At 45.9% G+C, this 21,771-nt stretch carries 18 protein-coding genes and 1 rRNA gene; 7 read left to right on the forward strand and 12 right to left on the reverse strand.

Annotated elements, in window-relative coordinates; all coding sequences use genetic code 11:
- The 4 genes from DPF91_RS20385 to DPF91_RS20400 form a co-directional block, all read right to left on the reverse strand.
- Positions 1–243: ribosomal RNA gene (locus DPF91_RS20385) — 16S ribosomal RNA — on the reverse strand; the annotation flags it as partial.
- Between the two features lie 486 nt (positions 244–729).
- Positions 730–1,257, reverse strand: coding sequence for a menaquinone-dependent protoporphyrinogen IX dehydrogenase (gene hemG / locus DPF91_RS20390; protein ID WP_117236274.1), 528 nt, complete (start codon positions 1,255–1,257; stop codon positions 730–732).
- Between the two features lie 9 nt (positions 1,258–1,266).
- Positions 1,267–2,724, reverse strand: coding sequence for a TrkH family potassium uptake protein (locus DPF91_RS20395; RefSeq protein WP_117236275.1), 1,458 nt, complete (start codon positions 2,722–2,724; stop codon positions 1,267–1,269).
- 39 nt (positions 2,725–2,763) lie between these two features.
- On the reverse strand, positions 2,764–3,384 hold the full coding sequence (locus DPF91_RS20400) for a YigZ family protein (protein ID WP_117236276.1): 621 nt from the start codon (positions 3,382–3,384) through the stop codon (positions 2,764–2,766).
- A 226-nt stretch (positions 3,385–3,610) separates the two neighbouring features.
- On the opposite strand from DPF91_RS20400, the gene fadB reads away from it, so the two are divergent.
- The 3 genes from fadB (at position 3,611) to acuI (ending at position 8,137) form a co-directional block, all read left to right on the forward strand.
- Positions 3,611–5,782, forward strand: a complete 2,172-nt coding sequence (gene fadB / locus DPF91_RS20405; protein ID WP_117236277.1) for a fatty acid oxidation complex subunit alpha FadB — start codon at positions 3,611–3,613, stop codon at positions 5,780–5,782.
- A gap of 26 nt (positions 5,783–5,808) precedes the next feature.
- Entirely contained in the window at positions 5,809–6,972 is a 1,164-nt protein-coding gene (gene fadA, locus DPF91_RS20410) for an acetyl-CoA C-acyltransferase FadA (protein WP_117236278.1), read from the forward strand.
- A 184-nt stretch (positions 6,973–7,156) separates the two neighbouring features.
- Positions 7,157–8,137: an acrylyl-CoA reductase (NADPH) gene (gene acuI / locus DPF91_RS20415; RefSeq protein ID WP_117236279.1), complete on the forward strand. Its 981-nt coding sequence runs from the start codon at positions 7,157–7,159 to the stop codon at positions 8,135–8,137.
- A 65-nt stretch (positions 8,138–8,202) separates the two neighbouring features.
- On the opposite strand, the gene DPF91_RS20420 is transcribed toward acuI, so the two are convergent.
- Both DPF91_RS20420 and DPF91_RS20425 read right to left on the reverse strand, forming a co-directional pair.
- Positions 8,203–9,144 (reverse strand): LysR family transcriptional regulator, encoded by a 942-nt coding sequence (locus DPF91_RS20420; RefSeq protein WP_117236280.1) that lies wholly within the window; start codon positions 9,142–9,144, stop codon positions 8,203–8,205.
- A gap of 126 nt (positions 9,145–9,270) precedes the next feature.
- The gene (locus tag DPF91_RS20425; protein WP_117236281.1) at positions 9,271–9,456 is read right to left on the reverse strand and encodes a hypothetical protein; all 186 of its coding nucleotides are present in this window, start codon (positions 9,454–9,456) and stop codon (positions 9,271–9,273) included.
- 132 nt (positions 9,457–9,588) lie between these two features.
- Between DPF91_RS20425 and tusA the strand changes: the two genes are divergently transcribed.
- Positions 9,589–9,837: a sulfurtransferase TusA gene (gene tusA / locus DPF91_RS20430; protein WP_117236282.1), complete on the forward strand. Its 249-nt coding sequence runs from the start codon at positions 9,589–9,591 to the stop codon at positions 9,835–9,837.
- 139 nt (positions 9,838–9,976) lie between these two features.
- Here tusA and DPF91_RS20435 read toward each other — a convergent pair whose 3' ends face one another.
- The gene (locus DPF91_RS20435; protein ID WP_117236283.1) at positions 9,977–10,240 is read right to left on the reverse strand and encodes a hypothetical protein; all 264 of its coding nucleotides are present in this window, start codon (positions 10,238–10,240) and stop codon (positions 9,977–9,979) included.
- 157 nt (positions 10,241–10,397) lie between these two features.
- The gene (locus DPF91_RS20440; protein WP_117236284.1) at positions 10,398–10,952 is read right to left on the reverse strand and encodes a TMEM165/GDT1 family protein; all 555 of its coding nucleotides are present in this window, start codon (positions 10,950–10,952) and stop codon (positions 10,398–10,400) included.
- 462 nt (positions 10,953–11,414) lie between these two features.
- On the opposite strand from DPF91_RS20440, the gene glyQ reads away from it, so the two are divergent.
- From glyQ to DPF91_RS20455, 3 genes are all read left to right on the forward strand, one after another.
- Positions 11,415–12,350, forward strand: coding sequence for a glycine--tRNA ligase subunit alpha (glyQ, locus tag DPF91_RS20445; protein WP_117236285.1), 936 nt, complete (start codon positions 11,415–11,417; stop codon positions 12,348–12,350).
- Between the two features lie 2 nt (positions 12,351–12,352).
- Positions 12,353–14,434: a glycine--tRNA ligase subunit beta gene (glyS, locus tag DPF91_RS20450; RefSeq protein ID WP_117236286.1), complete on the forward strand. Its 2,082-nt coding sequence runs from the start codon at positions 12,353–12,355 to the stop codon at positions 14,432–14,434.
- A gap of 196 nt (positions 14,435–14,630) precedes the next feature.
- Positions 14,631–15,881, forward strand: coding sequence for a valine--pyruvate transaminase (locus DPF91_RS20455; protein ID WP_117236287.1), 1,251 nt, complete (start codon positions 14,631–14,633; stop codon positions 15,879–15,881).
- A 105-nt stretch (positions 15,882–15,986) separates the two neighbouring features.
- On the opposite strand, the gene DPF91_RS20460 is transcribed toward DPF91_RS20455, so the two are convergent.
- From DPF91_RS20460 to dnaN, 4 genes are all read right to left on the reverse strand, one after another.
- Positions 15,987–16,421, reverse strand: coding sequence for an Hsp20 family protein (locus DPF91_RS20460; protein ID WP_117236288.1), 435 nt, complete (start codon positions 16,419–16,421; stop codon positions 15,987–15,989).
- A gap of 650 nt (positions 16,422–17,071) precedes the next feature.
- Positions 17,072–19,489 carry a DNA topoisomerase (ATP-hydrolyzing) subunit B gene (gene gyrB, locus DPF91_RS20465; RefSeq protein ID WP_117236289.1) on the reverse strand — a complete coding sequence of 806 codons (2,418 nt, stop codon included), beginning with the start codon at positions 19,487–19,489 and terminating at the stop codon, positions 17,072–17,074.
- A gap of 17 nt (positions 19,490–19,506) precedes the next feature.
- Complete coding sequence (gene recF, locus DPF91_RS20470; protein ID WP_117236290.1) at positions 19,507–20,586, reverse strand: DNA replication/repair protein RecF; 1,080 nt, start codon at positions 20,584–20,586, stop codon at positions 19,507–19,509.
- A gap of 20 nt (positions 20,587–20,606) precedes the next feature.
- On the reverse strand, positions 20,607–21,707 hold the full coding sequence (dnaN, locus tag DPF91_RS20475) for a DNA polymerase III subunit beta (RefSeq protein WP_117236345.1): 1,101 nt from the start codon (positions 21,705–21,707) through the stop codon (positions 20,607–20,609).
- Between the last annotated feature and the right edge of the window lie 64 nt (positions 21,708–21,771).

Consider the following 21,771-nt stretch of genomic DNA (forward strand, 5'->3'; position numbering starts at 1 on the left):
GCTAATCTTGACGCGAGAGGCCCGAAGGTCCCCCTCTTTGGCCCGAAGGCATTATGCGGTATTAGCCATCGTTTCCAATGGTTATCCCCCACATCAAGGCATATTCCCAGGCATTACTCACCCGTCCGCCGCTCGACGCCGTTAACGTTCCCCGAAGGTTCAGATAACTCGTTTCCGCTCGACTTGCATGTGTTAGGCCTGCCGCCAGCGTTCAATCTGAGCCATGATCAAACTCTTCAATTTAAGATTTTGTCGGCTCAATGAATACTGACTTCAAAACTACTAATGTAATTCTAAAGCTATTATCGTTCCAACAGAACGATAATGAATTGACTGTGCCAAGTCTTTCGACTCGTTTGGTCACTCAGTTCATTGAAACCAAAGTTGAAACCGGAGTTTCATTTTTGATTATCATCAACGAGTGCCCACACAGATTGATAGGTTTAAATTTTTAAAGAGCTTTGCTTTAAGAGCTTCTCTCAAAGCGGACGGTCATTTTAGCGATTCAAAGTTTAGTGTCAACCACTTTTTTCAAACTTTTTTCAAGCATTTCTGCTTGGCTTTGTGACCTTACTGATTGGTTACCGTTTCTTTCGAAGCGTTCCCGTGTCAGCGAGGGGGCATTATAGAGATCGCGATCTGATTGGCAAGCGTTTTTTAGAGAAAAACTCACTTTTTTTGCCTTTCGAGCAAATAACCATCAAAGGGCGCTAAAAACACCTGTCTTGTTTACATACTTTTAAAGTTTTTGGCAAAAATAGCCACTTTATCCCAGTTAGTGTACTCAACTTCTTTGGTGATATCTGTTTCACCACCTGTCATCTTCATAATGAATTTGATCATGGTTCTATCGAACAGGTTGTATCTCGGGTAATAGAGCGCTCCAGCAAACACTCCGATTAACGCAGGTTGCCAAGGGGATTTGATAAGAAACTTACGAATGTATGCGCTACCTTCAGGTGTATCTTTCCCCTGGTCTTCTTTACGCGCAGTCAGATTGACGCAAAAGAAAGCAACCTTATGGCTCTTAAGTTGTTCGAGATTGCTCTCTATAAACTGATAGAGCTTTTTGTTTAGGTGGCCATATCGGATCGAAGCACCAATCAATACACGATCATATAGAGAGAAGTCTATCTGATTAACTTCATGAAGATTAACAAGCTCACATTCGAGATCTGGTAGCTGCTCATCTATGAAGTTCAGGATTTTCTTGGTTTGGCCTTCTCGGCTTGAATATAGGAATAATGCTTTTGACACAACTTGTCCTTAGCTACGCCAGAAAGTTGGCGTGAATAAGATTAAAAGAGTAAATACTTCTAGACGACCAAAGAGCATGGAGACGACCAGTACCCATTTAGCTTTGTCATTTATATCGCCAAAATGGAGAGCAACCTCGCCTAAACCAGGGCCTAAATTATTGAGGGTGGCAGCGACAGCTGAGAATGCACTGAGCTCATCCATGCCTGTCGCAATAAGCGCCAGCATACACACCACAAATACTAATGCATAAGCAGAAAAGAACCCCCAGACCGCATCCACAACTCGTTGAGGTAGTGCGCTACCACCGAGTTTGATGGTGTATACCGCTCTAGGGTGGATTAAGCGCTTCATTTCACGCATTCCTTGAAGGGTCAAAAGAAGGATACGAATCACCTTCATACCACCGCCTGTAGAACCTGCACAACCACCTATAAAAGAAGAGAACAATAATAGGACGGGTAAGAATAGTGGCCACTCTGAAAAGCCAGTTGTAGTGAACCCCGCCGTTGTCGAAATAGAAACAGTCTGGAATAACGCCTGATCGAACGCATCATAGTAAGAGTCATACGAATGATGGTTGAGTAACAACAAGAAACAAATCAAGAATAGCCCAGCTTGAATACCAAAGAAGGCTCTAAATTCTGGGTCTTTCCAATAATATTTGGGATTCACACCACCAGAAGCAAATGCGGCAAAGTGCAATGAATAGTTACACGCGGAGATTAATAGGAACACCACGGTAATCATATTAATTGCATGGCTATCAAAATAACCCATGCTGGCATCGTGCGTTGAAAAGCCACCGATAGCGATAGTGGAGAAGCTATGACTAATGGCATCAAATGGCGTCATGCCAGCAATCCAGAAAGCGACAGCACAAGCAATAGTAAGGCTTAAATAGATATACCAAAGTGCTTTTGCCGTTTCGGCAATACGCGGGGTCATCTTGCTGTCTTTTACTGGGCCAGGGATCTCGGCGCGATAAAGCTGCATACCACCGATACCGAGTACTGGCAAAATAGCTACGGCAAGCACGATGATACCCATACCACCAAACCACTGTAGAAACTGGCGATAAAATAGGATCGCTTTTGGTAGTTCATCTAAACCAACGATGACCGTTGCACCGGTCGTTGTTAATGCTGAGAAGGATTCAAAGAAGGCATCGGTTACTGATACATTTGGGTTATCAGCAATGAGAAAAGGCAGAGCTCCGGCACTACCAATAACGGTCCAGAACAGAACCACTATCAAAAAGCCATCACGAGCCTTCAGCTCATGTTTATGTCGACGATTGGGGAACCAAAACATACCGCCACAAAATAGCAGTACAAAGAATGTGGTGACGAATGGTACACCAGCACCATCTCTATATATAAGAGCAACTAAAGCGGGTGCCAACATAGAAACACTGAAGATTGCGAGCAGCAGTCCAACAATGCGTATAATAGAGCGAAATTGCATGAGGTTAATTTATTGAAGCGTACGCTTCATGCTTCCTTGTTATTCTTTAACTTGACTCACCAGTGCCTTGGCACCGCTTTTATTGATCATCGATTGGGTAAAGGAGTCAACTTCACTCACTTCTATTTCTACGATTAAAGTTACTTGCACGCCGTAGTCTGATTCAACTTCTATCGCTTGATGTTGAGCCATGATTGACTGCGCGATAGACATAAACCCATAGTCTAACTCTAGCCGCAAGTGAGTGGTTATTTTTTTCTCTAATGTTTGAAGCAGCTTAAGTGCTTGTTGCACGCCGCCACCATATGCTTTAACTAAACCACCCGTACCTAGCTTTATTCCGCCGGAATATCGTGTGACGACCGCACTGATTTCACCCACACCAGAACCCGACAACTGGGCAAGGATCGGTTTCCCTGCAGTTCCAGAGGGTTCTCCGTCATCACTAAAGCCCCATTTCATCGAGTCTTCAGGTCTACCCGCCACAAAACCCCAACAGTTGTGTCTTGCACTTGCATGCTCAGCCTTCACACCCTCTATAAACGCTTTGGCAGCCTCTACACTAGGGGTATGAGCCAGGTGAGTAATAAAGACACTCTTTTTAATTTCTTCTTCAAAGACTGCTGATTGAAGGGGGATTAGATAGGGCTGTACGTTCATAACATTCGATTAATGAAGAGAATGAGCAAATTGTATCACGGGCGGTATAGATGTGTAGATACCTGTCCAACCACACAATGTTAAACACTTGTTTAAAAAATGTATTGAAATTGAACTTGTCAGCGTTCAAACTCTAATCACTGGTCTAACCACTAGTCTGACAAAAAACCAAAATACAACAATACTCTCTTACGCAATCATGGATTGTATGTCACGGAGATAGACAATGATTTACCAAGCTGAAACCCTACAGGTAAAGGAAGTAAAAGACGGTATTGCAGAACTGAGTTTCTGTGCACCGAAGTCGGTCAACAAGCTTGACTTGGCTACACTAGAATCGCTCGATAAAGCCCTTGATGCTCTCAATAGCTATGAAGGTCTAAAAGGAGTAATGCTGACCTCAGATAAAGACACCTTTATCGTTGGTGCAGATATCACTGAATTCCTTGGATTGTTTGCCAAAGAAGAACAAGAGCTCGATCAATGGCTACGATTTGCTAATAGTATCTTTAGCAAATTAGAAGATCTTCCTGTCCCAACTCTCTCAGTATTAAAAGGCCACACCCTCGGTGGCGGTTGTGAATGCGTTCTAGCAACCGATATGCGCATTGGTGACAAGACCACCAGCATCGGCTTACCAGAAACAAAACTCGGCATTATGCCAGGATTCGGTGGTTGTGTTCGCCTACCTCGTGTCATTGGTGCGGACAGCGCGATGGAAATCATTACCCAAGGTAAGGCATGTCGCGCAGATGAAGCTCTAAAGGTTGGCCTACTCGATGCAATTGTCGATACAGATGCACTGTATGAGTCGGCACTACAAACGCTAACCTCTGCTATCAATGAGAAAATTGACTGGCAAGCACGTCGCCAGCAAAAAACATCGGCACTAACGCTCAGCAAGTTAGAGGCGATGATGAGCTTTACCATGGCCAAAGGCCTCGTCGCTCAAAAAGCAGGACCACACTACCCTGCACCAATGAAAGCGGTTATCGCAATTGAAGAGGCAGCACGTAGTGCTCGCGATGAAGCACTCGATATCGAGCGCAAACATTTCATTACCCTAGCCAAATCAGAAGAAGCAAAATCACTGGTCGGCTTGTTCCTCAATGATCAATACATCAAAGGTCTTGCTAAGAAAGCATCGAAATCAGCAAGTAAAGGGACAGCGCGCGCGGCGGTATTGGGTGCCGGTATTATGGGTGGCGGTATTGCTTACCAGTCTGCACTTAAGGGCGTGCCAGTTATCATGAAAGATATCGCTCAGGCGTCACTTGATCTCGGCATGAACGAGGCTTCGAAGCTGCTGAATAAGCGCCTTTCTCGTGGTCGAATTGATGGCTTTAAGATGGCAGGTATTCTTTCGTCGATTACACCAAGCCTCCACTACGCCGGTATTGAGAACTCAGATGTAATTGTTGAAGCGGTAGTTGAAAACCCTAAGGTGAAATCTGCAGTGTTAGCTGAGGTCGAAGAACACGTCAGTGAAGAGACGGTTATCACCTCCAACACCTCAACTATTCCTATCAACCTGCTAGCAAGGTCACTCAAGCGCCCGGAAAACTTCTGTGGCATGCACTTCTTTAATCCTGTGCATCGTATGCCTTTGGTTGAGATCATTCGTGGTGAGCACACCTCAGATGAAACCATCAATCGCGTTGTTGCTTACGCAGCGAAGATGGGTAAATCCCCTATAGTGGTCAATGATTGCCCGGGCTTCTTCGTAAACCGTGTTCTTTTCCCATACTTTGGTGGTTTTAGCCAACTACTCAACGATGGTGCTGACTTTGTTCAGGTCGATAAAGTCATGGAACGCAAGTTTGGCTGGCCAATGGGACCTGCTTATCTACTTGATGTGGTGGGTTTAGACACTGCGCACCATGCACAAGCTGTAATGGCACAGGGGTTCCCTGAGCGTATGGCGAAAGATCAGCGTGATGCGATTGATGCACTGTTTGAAGCGGATCGCTTCGGTCAGAAAAATGGTAGTGGTTTCTACAGCTACACCCTTGATAAAAAAGGTCGCCCTAAGAAATCGTTCAATGAAGACGTCCTGCCATTACTCGAATCCGTAAGCAAACCACGTCAAGAGTTCGATGACCAAACCATTATCCAACGCGTGATGATTCCAATGATCAATGAAGTCGCACTGTGTCTTGAAGAAGGCATTATCGCTTCACCACAAGAGGCTGATATGGCGCTTGTTTATGGTCTTGGTTTCCCTCCATTCCGTGGTGGTGTTTTCCGTTACTTAGATAGTATTGGAATTGCTAACTACGTAGAGATGGCAAAAGGCTATGCAGATTTGGGTGCAATGTATCAAGTACCACAACTGCTGATTGATATGGCGAGTAAAGGCGAAAGCTTTTATGACGCTCAACAAGCATCGTCTCTATAAACCACGTTTGGAAAAGGAATAACAAAATGAAAAATGTAGTTGTTGTTGATTGCCTTCGTACCCCGATGGGCCGCTCCAAAGGTGGTGCGTTCCGTCATAAGAGAGCAGAAGATCTTTCAGCTCATTTGATGAAAGGCATTTTAGAACGCAATCCTGAGGTAAACCCAAGTGAAATCGAAGATATCTATTGGGGTTGTGTACAGCAAACATTGGAGCAAGGCTTCAACGTTGCTCGAAATGCTGCTTTGTTAGCAGGATTACCGATTGAAATTGGTGCTGTTACAGTCAACCGTTTGTGCGGCTCATCTATGCAAGCTCTGCATGATGCTACCCGTTCAATTATGGTTGGAGATGCGGAAATCTGCTTGATTGGCGGTGTTGAGCACATGGGTCATGTTCCTATGACTCATGGTGTCGATTTTCACCCAGGTCTGTCGAAGAACGTTGCAAAAGCTGCAGGCATGATGGGTTTGACGGCTGAGATGCTTGGCAAGCTTCATGGCATCAGTCGTGAGCAGCAGGATGCATTCGCTGCACGCTCGCACGCTCGTGCACAAGCCGCAACGGTTGAGGGTCGCTTTAAGAGCGAGATCCTACCAACAGAAGGTCATGCTGCTGATGGCACACTGTTTACTCTTGACCACGATGAAGTGATTCGTCCGGAAACCACTGTTGAAGGTTTATCTCAATTACGCCCGGTGTTTGACCCTGTCAATGGTACAGTGACAGCAGGTTCCTCATCAGCCCTGTCTGATGGCGCCTCAGCGATGCTAATCATGAGTGAAGAAAAAGCTAAAGAACTCGGTTTGAAGATCCGTGCTCGTGTTAAGTCGATGGCGATTGCTGGCTGCGACCCATCGGTAATGGGCTATGGTCCTGTACCTGCTACACAAAAAGCATTGAAACGAGCGGGCCTTACCATTGAAGATATGGATGTCGTTGAGTTAAACGAAGCATTTGCGGCTCAGTCTCTACCATGTGCTAAAGACCTTGGGCTACTTGATGTGGTTGATGAGAAGGTAAACCTGAACGGCGGCGCTATTGCACTCGGGCACCCACTGGGGTGTTCAGGCTCTCGCATCTCGACGACGCTTATCAACTTGATGGAAGCTAAAGACGCCAAATATGGCCTAGCAACTATGTGTATTGGCTTAGGTCAAGGTATTGCGACGATATTCGAACGTCCTTAACTCTCTATCCCGTACAGATAGTCTTGGTGAGCAAGTAGCGCAGCTTCGGCTGCGCTTTTTATTTCATGCAACGTAGTATGCATCACACGCATAGATTCGATGTTTAAGTTTCATTATTTTTTCTCACCGTTGTCGACTATTGTTATTGGCAGACAAACGAATTATTCCTCTAACGGAGATCACCATGTTTAAAGCACTAGTACTAAACCAAGAAGAGAAAAAAACCATTGCTGCTGTCACTGAGATTGAAGAATCTCAACTTCCAGAAGGCAGCGTTAAGATTGACGTAAACTACTCTTCTCTAAACTATAAAGATGGTTTAGCTATCACGGGGAAAGGTCGTATTGTTCGCCAGTTCCCAATGGTTCCTGGTATTGATCTAGCAGGCGTGGTTTCTCAATCTGATGACCCTCGTTACAAAGAAGGCGACGAAGTGGTACTGACCGGCTGGGGCGTTGGTGAAGGTCACTGGGGTGGCATGGCTGAGAAAGCGAGCCTAAACGGTGATTGGCTAGTCCCTATGCCAAAAGGCTTAGATGCGAAAAAGGTAATGGCGATTGGTACTGCAGGTTTCACGGCTATGTTGTGTGTTCAAGCTATTGTTGATGCAGGGGTAAAACCAGAAGATGGTGAAATCCTAGTAACAGGCTCAAGCGGTGGTGTGGGCAGCGTGTCTATCACTCTACTTAACCAACTAGGCTATAAAGTAGCAGCTGTCACAGGTCGTGCTTCTGAAAACGGTGAACTATTAAAGTCGCTAGGTGCAAGTCGCATCGTTGAACGTAGCGAACTAGAAGAGCCAGCTAAACCATTAGAAAAACAATTGTGGGCTGGTGCTATCGATACTGTAGGCAGCAAGGTACTGGCTAAAGTGCTTGCGCAGGTTGATTACAACGGCGTGGTAGCAGCGTGTGGTCTAGCGGGTGGTTTTGACCTGCCAACAACAGTAATGCCGTTCATCCTTCGTAATGTGCGCCTACAAGGTATTGACTCTGTAATGTGCCCGCGCGAAAAACGTATTAAAGCTTGGGAGCAATTATCTGAGCTACTGCCAGAATCGTTTTACCAGCAGGCAACAAAAGAAGTTGCATTAGAAGACGCGATTCAAGCTGCTGAAGATATTACTAATGGTCAAGTAACCGGCCGTGTATTGATTAAGCTGTAAGATGTCTTAACAACAAAAGAGTATAGGGTCACTATGTTGTGACCCTTTTAATTTGTTTTGGATAGTTATCCAAGCCCGATATCTTCGATACGCTTTTGTATCAGCTTGCCACACTCTTCTTTCAATACCCTTCTCAGCCATTTTTGCGACTCCGATGTATCACAGCGTGTGTGCCAAATCAGTGAGTAATCAAATGGCGTAAACTCAAATGGCAGCGGTTTAACGACTAAGTCATAACGCTCAGCAACTAAGTAAGCTAAATCGGCGGGCACCGTAATCACCAATGGCATTTTATCGACGATCGCCAGTGCAGCTTCAAGGTGATACGCTCGTAGCACCATGCGACGAGGCTTTTGGTTGACTAAAGCATTGTCCAGCAACGCCTTGACCCCATCACTGATCGCTATCATGGCATGCGGGAAGGAAATATAGTCCTCAAGGCTCAATGATTGATTGGCTAGTGGGTGCTCTTTCGACAAAAGGCAAAGCACACCAACCGGACCTAGCACTTGCTGATGAAGTGGCGTGACCGAACCCGTTGGACGGCAGATCGCCATATCAACCTTTTCAGTGCTGAGTTGACGAAATAGGTTCTCATGCTGCAAGGGGATAAACTCAAGCGACACATTGGGCGCTTGCTCATATACCTTCGGCAGAGCGTAAGGCAAGATCGTCTGCATCGCATAGTCGGTGGTGGCGATTTGAAAGTGCTCATCGCAATGATATGGATCGAAATCGCTCGGGGTTAACAGCTGTCGGAAAGACTCTAATGGCTTATCAAGGCGTTGGCCAATCTCTAGAGCCTTGGTGGTTGGAATCAACCTTTGCCCCTGGCGAGTAAAGAGAGGGTCATCGAGCAGATCACGCAGCCTTCCTAGCACACGGCTGGTTGCAGATTGGCTGAGATTGAGCCTCACCGCTGCTTGACTTACACTCCCCTCTTCGATCAACACCTTTAAGGCCACGAGCAAGTTGAGGTCACGACGATAAATATCTTCTAATTCCACGCTTTAACATCCGTTCAGAGTTACTCCTTCTAGTGTACTCTTCAGGCAAAAAAAATCCCGCCTTTCAGCGGGGAAGCCCAAGAAAAATGGGATAGTGTCGGAATATAAATCTAGTACGTATTAGGATTAGTATTCTTGTTCTTCTGCAGCACCATCATAACGGCGCATTTCAAGCCAGATGCCAATGACACTGGCACTCATCCCAATAAGTGGAAGAAGAGAAAGATTGTGCGTGGTTTGCGAAACTAGAGCACAAAAAGAGATAAAACAAAGTACTGAGTACACAGTAAGACGATCTAACGTTGTCAACATAGCTACTCCTTAGCTCAAATGTTACCAACTTGTTAAACACTAAATCATATTAGGTTCTTTGCCAAGTGGTTATTGAATATTTTTTCTTCGACAGTATCATTCGACGAGTAAACGTAATCAGAAGAGATAATCATGACATTCAATCCTGAACAGGCGACACATACACTGGAAGCAGAAGGACTGCGCTGCCCAGAGCCAGTAATGATGGTCAGGAAGACAATTCGCAACATGAAAGATGGTGATATTCTGTTAGTTAGTGCCGATGATCCGTCAACAACACGAGATATCCCAAGCTTTTGCCGCTTCATGGACCACCAGCTTGTTGGTGCTCAAACAGAACAAGTACCATATCAGTACTTGATTAAGAAGGGTCTTAATTAGACTCATTCCAAAAACGTACGTACAGAATACCAAAAAAGGCAGAATCAACAATCTATTAACATAGAAAGTGTGAAGCTGCCTTTTGTTCTATCTACGATTACGGAACGAGAATCAATAATCGACAAGGTCTGACGATGACCTAGTTGTTGTCGTATTCGATGGTGCGAATCTCGGCTTGTAACTGAGAAATCTGCTTTTTCATGGCATTCATCTCATGATGCATCGGGATAATATGAGTCACGCGCATCCACGCCTCGACTGCCAACCCCATCAGAATAATCGCTCCCGCTACCATTGGTAACCACATATCAGTCAGCATCATTCCTAAAAAGGTTAACGCCAAGCCGAATGTGAATAGATAGCTCTGACTCTTAACTGTCATTCCCATATAACGTGTAAGCATGTGTTGCCCTCCGTACAGGTCACTCTTGATGATAAGTCTACCGACAAGATTAAGGTATCATGACAATTATGACACAACTATTTCAGTCACTCTTATTTCATCAAATTCGGTGCAATTTATGACCAAAATCAAATAATAAATCACACCAAATCAACGCTTAAAAGAAGGCTGCGCCAACCGCAAGTGCGAGAAACAAAACTGCGGTGATCTTACGGATAAGATCCAGTGGCATTTTGTCCGCAGATAGCTTACCAATCAGTACCACGGGTACATTCGCTAGTAACATACCTACCGTTGTACCAAGCACTACCCAAGTCAGCGCATCGGCATACTGAGCCCCAAGGATAGAAGTTGCTATCTGCGTTTTGTCACCAATTTCAGCAATAAAGAAGGCAATAAAGCTAGCGACAAATGGCCCTCGATTAGAGATCTCTTCATCGTCATCCAGCTTATCGGGGATTAGAATCCAACCAGCCATCGCCAAGAAGCTGGCTGCCACTACCCACTTCAATATTTCTGGTGATAAGTAATCGGCAACCACTACCCCTAACCATGCAGCCAACGCGTGGTTTGCTATGGTTGCAAAAAATATCGCTGCAATAATGGGAATGGGTTTACGGTAACGGCTGGCTAACAGCAAAGATAGAAGTTGGGTCTTATCCCCAATCTCGGCTAGTGCAACAGTAGTAATTGATATAGCTAAAACGCTCACGACATGCTCATTTGGGGCAGGATAATTATTTTTAACCATAGACAAACCTCGCGCCCCACCCCGGTTCACGATGTTTATCTAAGGTCTTGCTAAATAGGCATGGCTTCCAGCATGTCTATCTCGAACGCCACGGTGATTTTGCACCGATTATGTTGACGAACGAACCTATTACCAGTCGGTAATATCACCCAGCGAGGTATTTGAATAATTTGCCGAGTGAGTTAGGTAAGCTACTCCCCAAAGATGGGCGGGATTTTAATCAGCTCTTGTTCAGATCTCAAGACGCAAAAGTGTAACTTTTTCCCTTTTTGGAAAAATAACGCAATAAAGCTGCGATTTTTCTATTAAACGACATTTCTGGCGACGAAATAGTCAAGATTGCCACTACTCGCCTGAGCAATATCTCGCTATACTTGATTGTTATTTTTTCAAATCATTTAGAAGAATCGCGCGAACCTGACTATGCAAAAATTCGATATCAAAACCTTCCAGGGAATGATCCTCGCGCTGCAGGATTACTGGGCACAAAACGGTTGTACTATTGTTCAACCCCTAGATATGGAAGTAGGTGCTGGCACCTCTCACCCAATGACATGTCTACGTGCACTTGGCCCAGAGCCAATGTCTACGGCATACGTTCAACCTTCACGTCGTCCGACCGATGGTCGCTACGGTGAAAATCCGAACCGTCTGCAGCACTACTATCAATTCCAAGTAGCTCTAAAACCATCTCCAGATAACATTCAGGAGTTGTACCTAGGCTCTCTTGAAGTTCTTGGTATCGACCCGCTAGTACACGACATTCGTTTCGTAGAAGACAACTGGGAAAACCCAACGCTAGGCGCATGGGGTCTTGGTTGGGAAGTATGGCTAAACGGCATGGAAGTAACTCAGTTTACTTACTTCCAGCAAGTTGGTGGTCTTGAGTGTAAGCCGGTTACTGGTGAGATCACTTACGGTATCGAACGTCTAGCTATGTACATCCAAGAAGTAGACTCTGTTTACGACCTAGTGTGGAACATCGCACCAGACGGCAGCAAGGTAACTTACGGTGACATCTTCCACCAAAACGAGGTTGAGCAATCAACGTACAACTTCGAGCACGCTGACGTAGACTTCCTATTCACTTTCTTCGACCAGTGTGAGAAAGAGTGTAAAGAGCTACTTGAGCTAGAGAAGCCACTTCCGCTTCCAGCTTACGAGCGCATTCTTAAAGCGGGCCACGCATTCAACATCCTTGATGCGCGCAAAGCTATCTCTGTTACAGAGCGCCAACGTTACATCCTTCGCATCCGCAACCTGACTAAGTCTGTTGCAGAAGCGTACTACGCATCACGTGAAGCACTAGGCTTCCCCATGCTTAAAAAAGACGTGTGCCGTAAGGAAGAGGAGAAGTAATCATGGCTAAAGAATTTCTAATTGAACTGGGTACTGAAGAGCTACCACCAACGCAGCTTCGCACTCTGGCAGAAGCTTTCGCTGCAAACTTCGAAGTAGAGCTTAAAGGCGCTGACCTAGCACACGAAGGTGTGAAATGGTACGCGGCTCCTCGTCGTCTAGCGCTTAAGATTGCTGGCCTTGCTGAAGGTCAAGCTGACAAAGTGGTTGAGAAGCGTGGCCCTGCGGTTTCTGTAGCATTCGATGCTGAAGGCAATGCGACTAAAGCTGCTCAAGGTTGGGCTCGTGGTAACGGCATCACTGTTGAGCAGGCTGACCGTTTAGTAACAGACAAAGGCGAATGGCTTCTTTTCAAACAAGAAGTGAAAGGCCAAGCAACGACTGAAATCGTTGTTGAGCTAGTAGCAAAAGCACTGGGCAACCTACCAATCGCTAAGCCAATGCGTTGGGGTAACAAGACGACTCAATTCATTCGTCCAGTGAAAACGCTAACGATGCTAATGGGCTCTGACCTTATCGAAGGCGAGATCCTAGGCGTAACCTCTGACCGCACTATCCGTGGTCACCGTTTCATGGGTGAACAAGAGTTCACTATCGATTCTGCAGAGCAATACCCAGCGATCCTAGAAGAGCGCGGTAAAGTAATGGCAGATTACGAAGCGCGTAAAGCGATCATCCTTGCTGATGCTGAAAAAGCAGGCGCAGCGGTTGGTGGTATCACTGAGCTAGAAGATGACCTAGTAGAAGAAGTAACATCGCTAGTTGAATGGCCTGTAGTTCTTACTGCGAAGTTTGAAGAAGAGTTCCTGAAGGTTCCTTCTGAAGCACTGGTTTACACCATGAAGGGTGACCAGAAGTACTTCCCCGTCTATTCACATGAGAATGGCGACGAAAACAAGAAGCTACTACCAAACTTTATCTTCGTTTCAAACATTGAGTCTAAAGAGCCTCGCCACGTAATCGAAGGTAACGAGAAGGTTGTACGTCCACGTCTAGCGGATGCAGAATTCTTCTTTAACACTGACCGTAAGCGTCCTCTTATCGACCGTCTATCTGAGCTAGACCAAGCTATCTTCCAGAAGCAACTTGGTACTATCAAAGACAAGACAGACCGCATCACAGAACTTGCTGGCTACATCGCTGAGCAAATCGACGCTGACATTGAAAAGTCTAAGCGTGCCGGTCTACTAGCGAAGTGTGACCTAATGACATCAATGGTATTTGAATTTACAGATACTCAAGGTGTAATGGGCATGCACTATGCAACTCACGATGGTGAAGACGAGCAAGTTGCACTGGCACTGTACGAGCAGTACATGCCTCGTTTCGCTGGTGACGACCTACCAAGCACAGGCATCTCATCTGCAGTAGCAATGGCTGACAAGCTAGATACTATCGTAGGTATCTTCGGTATTGGCCAGGCGCCAAAAGGTTCTGATCCATTCGCTCTACGTCGTGCATCACTAGGTGTGCTGCGCATCATCGTTGAAAACGGCTACAACTTAGATCTAACAGACCTAATTGCGAAAGCTCAGTCTCTATTTGGCGACAAGCTGACTAACGCGAACGTTGCAAACGACGTAATCGACTTCATGCTTGGTCGCTTCAACGCATGGTACAAAGACGAAGGCTTCAGCGTGGACATCATCCAAGCTGTACTGGCTAACCGTCCAACGAAGCCAGCAGACTTCGACCAACGCGTTAAAGCGGTATCTCACTTCCGTGAGCTAGAAGCAGCAGAAGCACTAGCGGCAGCGAACAAGCGTGTAGGTAACATCCTAGCGAAATTCGACGGCGAACTAGCAGCAGAAATCGACCTGGCACTTCTACAAGAAGACGCAGAGAAGACGCTAGCAGAAAACGTTGAAGTGATGACAGAAGCACTTGAGCCAGCATTTGCGACGGGTAACTACCAAGAAGCACTAAGCAAGCTAGCTGAGCTACGTGAGCCAGTAGATGCATTCTTCGATAACGTAATGGTAATGGCTGACGACGAAGCTCTGAAGAAAAACCGTCTAACGCTACTCAACAACCTGCGTAACCTATTCCTACAGATTGCGGATATTTCACTTCTACAGAAGTAATAACGACCGTTTGTAAGAACATTCTCAAGCCCAACTCATCCGAGTTGGGCTTTTCTTTTATAAATACCTACAAATAGTGCTTTTCGTCGCAAATTCGTTGCGGTATGTTCGAAGTACACTTATTCGCTGAGTTTGCTTCCTAAACTCAGTCCATTCACACAACAAAAGATACACAATGAATTAGGTAACAAGACACATGCAGTTCTCTCAATTTGGTGAAAAATTTAATCAGTACTCAGGTATTACGCAGTTAATGGATGATTTGAATGATGGTCTACGCACACCAGGTGCCATCATGCTAGGTGGTGGTAACCCAGCAGCCATTCCTGCCATGCTCGATTACTTTCACCAAGCCGCCGGAGAACTCCTCGCCAGTGGCGACCTCATAGGGGCGCTCGCCAACTACGATGGTCCTCAAGGCAAGGACGTATTTGTTAGAGCATTAGCTAAGCTGCTAAAAGACACTTACGGCTGGGACATCAGCGAAAAGAACATCAGCTTAACGAATGGTAGCCAAAGTGGCTTCTTCTATCTGTTTAACCTGCTTGCGGGTAAACAGCCTGATGGTTCACATAAGAAGATCTTGCTACCACTGGCGCCGGAATACATTGGATACGGTGATGCTGGCATTGACGACAATATCTTTGTCTCTTACCACCCAGAGATTGAGCTATTAGAAAACCGCCAGTTCAAATACCACGTTGATTTTGAGCAGTTAAAGGTGGATGACTCTGTTGCTGCTATCTGCGCTTCACGTCCGACCAACCCAACTGGCAACGTACTGACCGACGAAGAAATCCACAAGTTGGATAAGCTAGCGCGTGAGAACAACATCCCGCTGATCATTGATAACGCCTACGGCCTGCCATTCCCAAACATCATCTTTGAGGATGTGGAACCATTCTGGAATGAAAACACCATCCTTTGTATGAGCCTATCTAAATTAGGTCTGCCAGGGGTGCGCTGCGGCATCGTGATCGCGAGTGAAGAAGTTACCCAAGCGATGACCAACATGAATGGCATTATCAGCTTAGCGCCGGGCAGTATTGGCCCTGCTCTTGGTCATCATATGATTGAGAATGGCGATCTACTGAGGCTCAGTGAAGAAACCATCAAGCCGTTCTATCAACAGAAATCACAGCGTGCGGTTGAACTGCTACAAACCACAATCACTGACCCGCGCTTCCGCATTCACAAGCCTGAAGGAGCGATCTTCCTATGGCTGTGGTTTGATGAGCTGCCAATCACCACAATGGAGCTATACAAGCGCTTGAAAGCACGTGGCGTATTAATTGTACCGGGCGAATACTTCTTTATTGGTCAGGAAGATGAGTGGGACCACGCTCACCAGTGCCTACGAATGAACTACGTTCAGGATGATGAGATGATGCAGAAAGGCATCAAGATAATTGCTGAAGAGGTAGAAAGGGCATACCAGCAAGGCTAAGTATTCATTTCCTTTAGATACAAAAAGAGCACCCATTCTTTGAAAAATAGTGGTGCTCTTTCACTCTTATTCCCGATATATCTGGCTAGTTAAAGCCTGAAGTGGTTAACCCTCAATGAGGTTGTTGCCACCAATTGCAATCTTACGCGGCTGCATCGCTTCTGGGATCTCGCGCTCTAGGTCAACGTGTAGCAGACCATTCTCCATGCTTGCACCTACTACTTTTACGTAGTCAGCTAGCTGGAATTTACGCTCGAAATCACGCTCTGCGATACCTTGGTACACGTATTTCTTCTCTTCTTCTGTTTTGCGCTCACCCTTAACGATCAGCATGTTTTCTTTTTGAGTCAGGTCTAACTGTTCTTCAGCAAAGCCTGCAACTGCCATGGTGATACGGAAGTTGTTCTCATCTTTCTGCTCGATGTTGTATGGAGGGAAACCGCCAGAAGTGTTCTTTGAAGAGCTCGATTCCATCATGTTGAATAGACGGTCAAAGCCAATTGCGTTGCGGTAAAGTGGAGTGAAATCTACAGTTCTCATAATGCTATCCTTTTAGTAAGCAATAGTCTTAGCCGTGAGTTTGCTCGGATCGATTCTGTGTTCGATCATTGCCGACTAAGGGACTCTTTCTCTACTCCTCTGGCTCTCTTAGCGCTGGGACATAGGATTAAGTCAATTTAAGTTGTGTGCCTCTAAGATCATCCTCTCCTGAGCGATACCTTATTGGCGATTTGATATCAATTCCATCAATTATCTGAACGTTCTCGCTTGTTAAAATCACTGATAACTTCGTTGTAGATTTTATAGGTAGAATAACTAGCTATCACAATCTACGCCTCGTTCTAAATGATTTTCTCTACGCGATCTCCGGGCATCTAATTAACGGCATTGATATAGAGGTTCTGTTTCTTCTCTCTTGAGCAAGACAGCCATCCCTCTTCACAACTAGATATGTGGATTGGTCAAAATAGTTTCAAGGGATTATTTTCAATTATTTTTCCAACTCAATAATTTTCAATACCTTAACAAACGTAAAAAAGCACCATCCAAAGGATAGTGCTTTAAAATGATTTTAGTTTTTTGAGACGAAGCTATTTTGGCTTTAGTTCAAGGAAGAGGCGCGGAGCATACGAATGTATGTGAGCACCTCTGACACAGAAATTAAGCGAAAGAGCGAAGTATCAAAGATACTAAACGTCTAAGTTTGCAACTTTCAGAGCATTCTCTTCGATAAAGTTACGACGAGGCTCTACTTGGTCACCCATTAGCGTCGTGAACAGTTGGTCTGCACCGACTGCATCTTCAATCGTTACCTGCATCATGCGGCGCGTCTCTGGGTCCATAGTGGTTTCCCAAAGCTGATCAGGGTTCATCTCACCTAGACCTTTGTAGCGCTGTAGGCTTAGACCACGACGTGACTCTTTGATCAACCAGTTCAGTGCATCAACAAAGTTTGAAACCGGCTGAGTACGCTCACCACGTTTAATGTAAGCACCCTCTTCAATCAGGCCTTCTAGCGCCTCAGATAGATCGGCTAGCTTGCCGTACTCTTTCGAGTTAATCAGGTCTACCGACAGAACATGCTCGTGCGTCACGCCGTGAGTACGAACAATAATCTTAGGTACGCTTAGACCAAGCTCTGCATGTTGCTCGACCTCAAGGCTATATTGGCTTGCACCCACTTCTTTTGCATTCAATTGCTCAACAAGTTGTTTGCCCCAAGCTTCGACCGCTGCTGCATCGTGGCACTGCTCTGCTGTAATACGAGGTACGTAAGTCAGTTCGTGTATCAATGCGTGTGGGTAACGGCGGCTCATGCGATCCACCAGCTTCATACCTGCATTGTACTGTTGAACCAGTTTCTCTAGAGCTTCACCAGCAAGCGCTGGTGCGTCAGCATTTACATGTAGTGCCGCGTTATCTAGCGCAAGAGCAACCTGGTATTGATTCATTGCGTCTTCGTCTTTGATGTACTGCTCTTGTTTGCCTTTCTTCACTTTGTATAGTGGCGGCTGAGCGATGTACACGTAGCCACGCTCGATAAGCTCAGGCATTTGACGGTAGAAGAACGTCAGAAGTAGAGTACGGATGTGAGAACCATCGACATCAGCATCGGTCATGATGATGATGTTGTGGTAGCGCAGCTTATCTGGGTTGTACTCTTCACGGCCAATACCACAGCCTAGTGCAGTAATTAGTGTTGCAACCTCTTGCGAAGAAAGCATCTTATCGAAGCGTGCTTTCTCTACGTTAAGGATTTTACCTTTCAGTGGAAGAATCGCTTGGTTCTTACGGTTACGGCCTTGTTTTGCGGAGCCGCCTGCCGAATCACCCTCCACTATGTAGAGTTCAGACAGCGCAGGATCTTTTTCCTGACAGTCAGCAAGTTTGCCTGGAAGACCTGCTAGGTCCAGTGCGCCTTTACGACGAGTCATTTCACGCGCTTTACGTGCTGCATCACGCGCACGAGCTGCATCAATGATCTTAGTACAAACTGTTTTCGCTTCTGTTGGGTTCTCAATCAGGAACTCAGACAGCTTCTCACCCATTGCTTGTTCTACTGCAGACTTCACTTCAGAGGAAACCAGCTTGTCTTTTGTCTGGCTAGAGAACTTAGGATCCGGCACTTTAACCGAAATAACTGCTGTTAGACCTTCACGAGCATCATCGCCTGATGTTGCAGTTTTCGCTTTCTTAGAGAAGCCTTCTTTGTCCATGAACGAGTTCAGGGTACGAGTCAAGGCTGCACGGAAACCAGCAAGGTGAGTACCACCATCACGCTGAGGGATATTGTTGGTAAAACAGAAGATATTTTCTTGGTAGCCATCGTTCCATTGCATTGCCACTTCTACCGTGATGCCGTCATCACGCTCGTTGTCGAAGTGGAAAATCTTCTGGATGATTGGTGTTTTGTTCGTGTTTAGGTGCTCAACGAATGCTTGAATACCACCTTCAAACATGAAGTGATCGCCTTTGTCTTCTTCACGCTCGTCACGCAGCTTGATTGATACGCCAGAGTTAAGGAAAGACAGCTCACGTAAACGCTTCGCTAGGATATCGTAGTGGAACTCAACATTGGAGAACGTATCTTCACTTGGCCAGAAACGAATTTCAGTACCCGTTTTATCTGTCTCACCAATCACTGCTAGTGGCGCTTGAGGCTCACCGTGGTGGTATGTTTGAGTATGAATTTGACCACCACGATGGATGGTTAGCGTTACTTGCTTAGAAAGTGCGTTTACTACTGAAACACCTACGCCGTGCAGACCGCCCGATACCTTGTATGAGTTGTCATCGAACTTACCACCTGCGTGAAGTACCGTCATGATAACTTCTGCCGCAGATACTTGTTCTTCTGGGTGCATTTCAGTTGGGATACCACGACCGTCATCTCGAACAGAAACCGAGTTGTCATCGTGAATCGTTACAATGATGTCGTTACAGTGGCCAGCTAATGCTTCATCGATCGAGTTATCTACGACCTCAAAAACCATGTGGTGTAGACCGGTACCATCATCCGTGTCGCCGATGTACATTCCAGGACGCTTACGAACTGCATCCAGACCCTTCAGTACTTTAATACTCGATGAATCGTAATTCTCTGACATTAGTTATCTTCCACTATTTACTTTGGCTCTATTGTGCCATGTTCCACATGAAACATCTTGCCATTTTCGTCGACCATGTCGGCTATTTGGCCTTCAGTTATAGAGCTTACAAAAACTTGTGCCCCCGTCGACTTCAAGCAGTCAGCAAGACGCTGGCGACGTTGGCTATCTAGTTCGGATGCAAAGTCATCTATTAGGTAGATACATTGCTTTCCAGTCACCTTAGTCAGATGCTGCCCCTGCGCTACACGCAATGCACACACCATCAATTTAAGCTGACCACGTGACAACACATCCTCAACAGGAGTGCCATTCACTTTAATCTTCAAATCGGCCTTGTTCGGGCCACTAAAGGTATACCCTAGCGCTTGGTCACGCTCGAAGTTACCCTCTAGGATCTCTTGGTAAGGGGTGTTTTTATCCCAACCTCGATAGTAGTTAATCTGGATATCAAACTCCGGTAAGAAGTCCTTGCAGATATCTCGAGCTTCTTCCAGCAATTGTTCCACGTAGTTAGCTCGCCACTCGCTGATTTGCTCAGCAAGCGCTGCCATCTCGTTGTCCCAGTATTTGAGCTCTCGATAGCTGGAAGCGGTTTTCAGCAATGCATTACGTTGTTTGCTGAGGCGCTTGAATCGGCCCCACGCTTCATAAAACTTAGGCTCAGTATAGAACACACCCCAGTCGATAAATGCACGACGAAATTTAGGTCCATCGGTCAACAAATCGAACCCTTCAGGGTGGATCAACTGTAACGGTAATACCTGGGTTAACTGAGCAAGCTTTTGTCCAGACTGGCCGCCTATTTTAACCTCTGTTGTGCCATCGCGCTGCTTATTAATGCCAATGGGCAGCTCAAATTGATCAGATGTCAAAAAACGACCATGGATAAACAATTCTGGGCAGTCATTTTGGATGATTCGACCGGTCAATGAGCTCTTAAATGAGCGACCGTGACCCAGCAGGTAAATGGCCTCTAACAGGCTCGTTTTGCCACTTCCGTTGACGCCAATAAGAAAGTTAAAGCCTGATGACAGTTCAATGTCACAGGCTTTAATGTTTCTAAACTGCTGAACGATGATTCGTTTAAGAGGCATGATTAGTTGTTGTCAGAGCCTTATAAGCGAATTGGCATCACGACATACATCGCGCTGTCATCATCGGCATTTTCAATCAGGGCACTCGCATTGGCATCTGACATCGAGATACGTACTTTCTCACAACGAAGCGTATTTAGCACATCGAGTACATAGCTGACATTGAAGCCTATCTCGATAGCATCACCCTCAAAGCTGACATCTAACATCTCTTCGGCTTCTTCTTGCTCTGGGTTATTTGCGGTAATGCGCATCTCGCTGTCCGCCAGGTTAACACGCACACCACGGAACTTTTCATTAGACAGAATAGCTGCACGAGAGAAAGCTTGGCGTAGCTCATCACAGTTTGCTTCAAGTGTCTTAGTGGTGTTTTGCGGCATTACGCGACGGTAATCCGGGAAACGACCATCAACTAGCTTAGAGGTAAATACAAAGTTGTTCACCTCTGCACGAAGGTTTGAATTACCAATCTGCAGCGTAACAGGTTGTTCTGGTGCATCTAACAACTTAACCAACTCCTGCACACCCTTGCGTGGCAAAATGATCTGTTGCTTTTCGAAGTCAGCACCCATTGAAGCCTGAGATACCGCCATTCGGTGTCCATCAGTTGCAACACTGCGTAAAATGTCACCATCGATCTCAAACAGCATGCCGTTAAGGTAATAACGCACGTCTTGGTTCGCCATTGAGAACTGTGTCTTCTCGATTAGGCTACGTAGCTCGCCTTGTGTTAGGGAGATTTCAACCTCGCTTTGCCAATCCTCAATGTTCGGGAAGTCTGACGCAGGAAGTGTGGATAGTGAGAACCGCGAGCGGCCTGAACGCACTTGAACACGATCAGCCTGCAAAACGACAGTAATGTTTGCACCATCAGGCAGACCACGACAGATATCAAGAAACTTACGAGAAGGTACGGTAATGCTGCCAGCCTCAAACTCACCCTCAAGTGTCACCTTACTGATCAGTTCAACCTCAAGGTCGGTCGCTGTCATCGATAGTTGACCGTTTTCAACTTGGATAAGTAGGTTGCCAAGAATTGGTAACGTTGGGCGTCCACCAAGAGCACCAGACACTTGTTGGAGCGGTTTCAGTATATGACTGCGTTCGATGGTAAATTTCATTTCGTGCTCTTTTTCTTTCTGCTCTTTGTACACATAAAGCCATCGGAGTTCGATGGCTTTAGTC

Source organism: Vibrio maerlii (assembly GCF_003415655.1).
Classification (GTDB): domain Bacteria; phylum Pseudomonadota; class Gammaproteobacteria; order Enterobacterales; family Vibrionaceae; genus Vibrio; species Vibrio maerlii.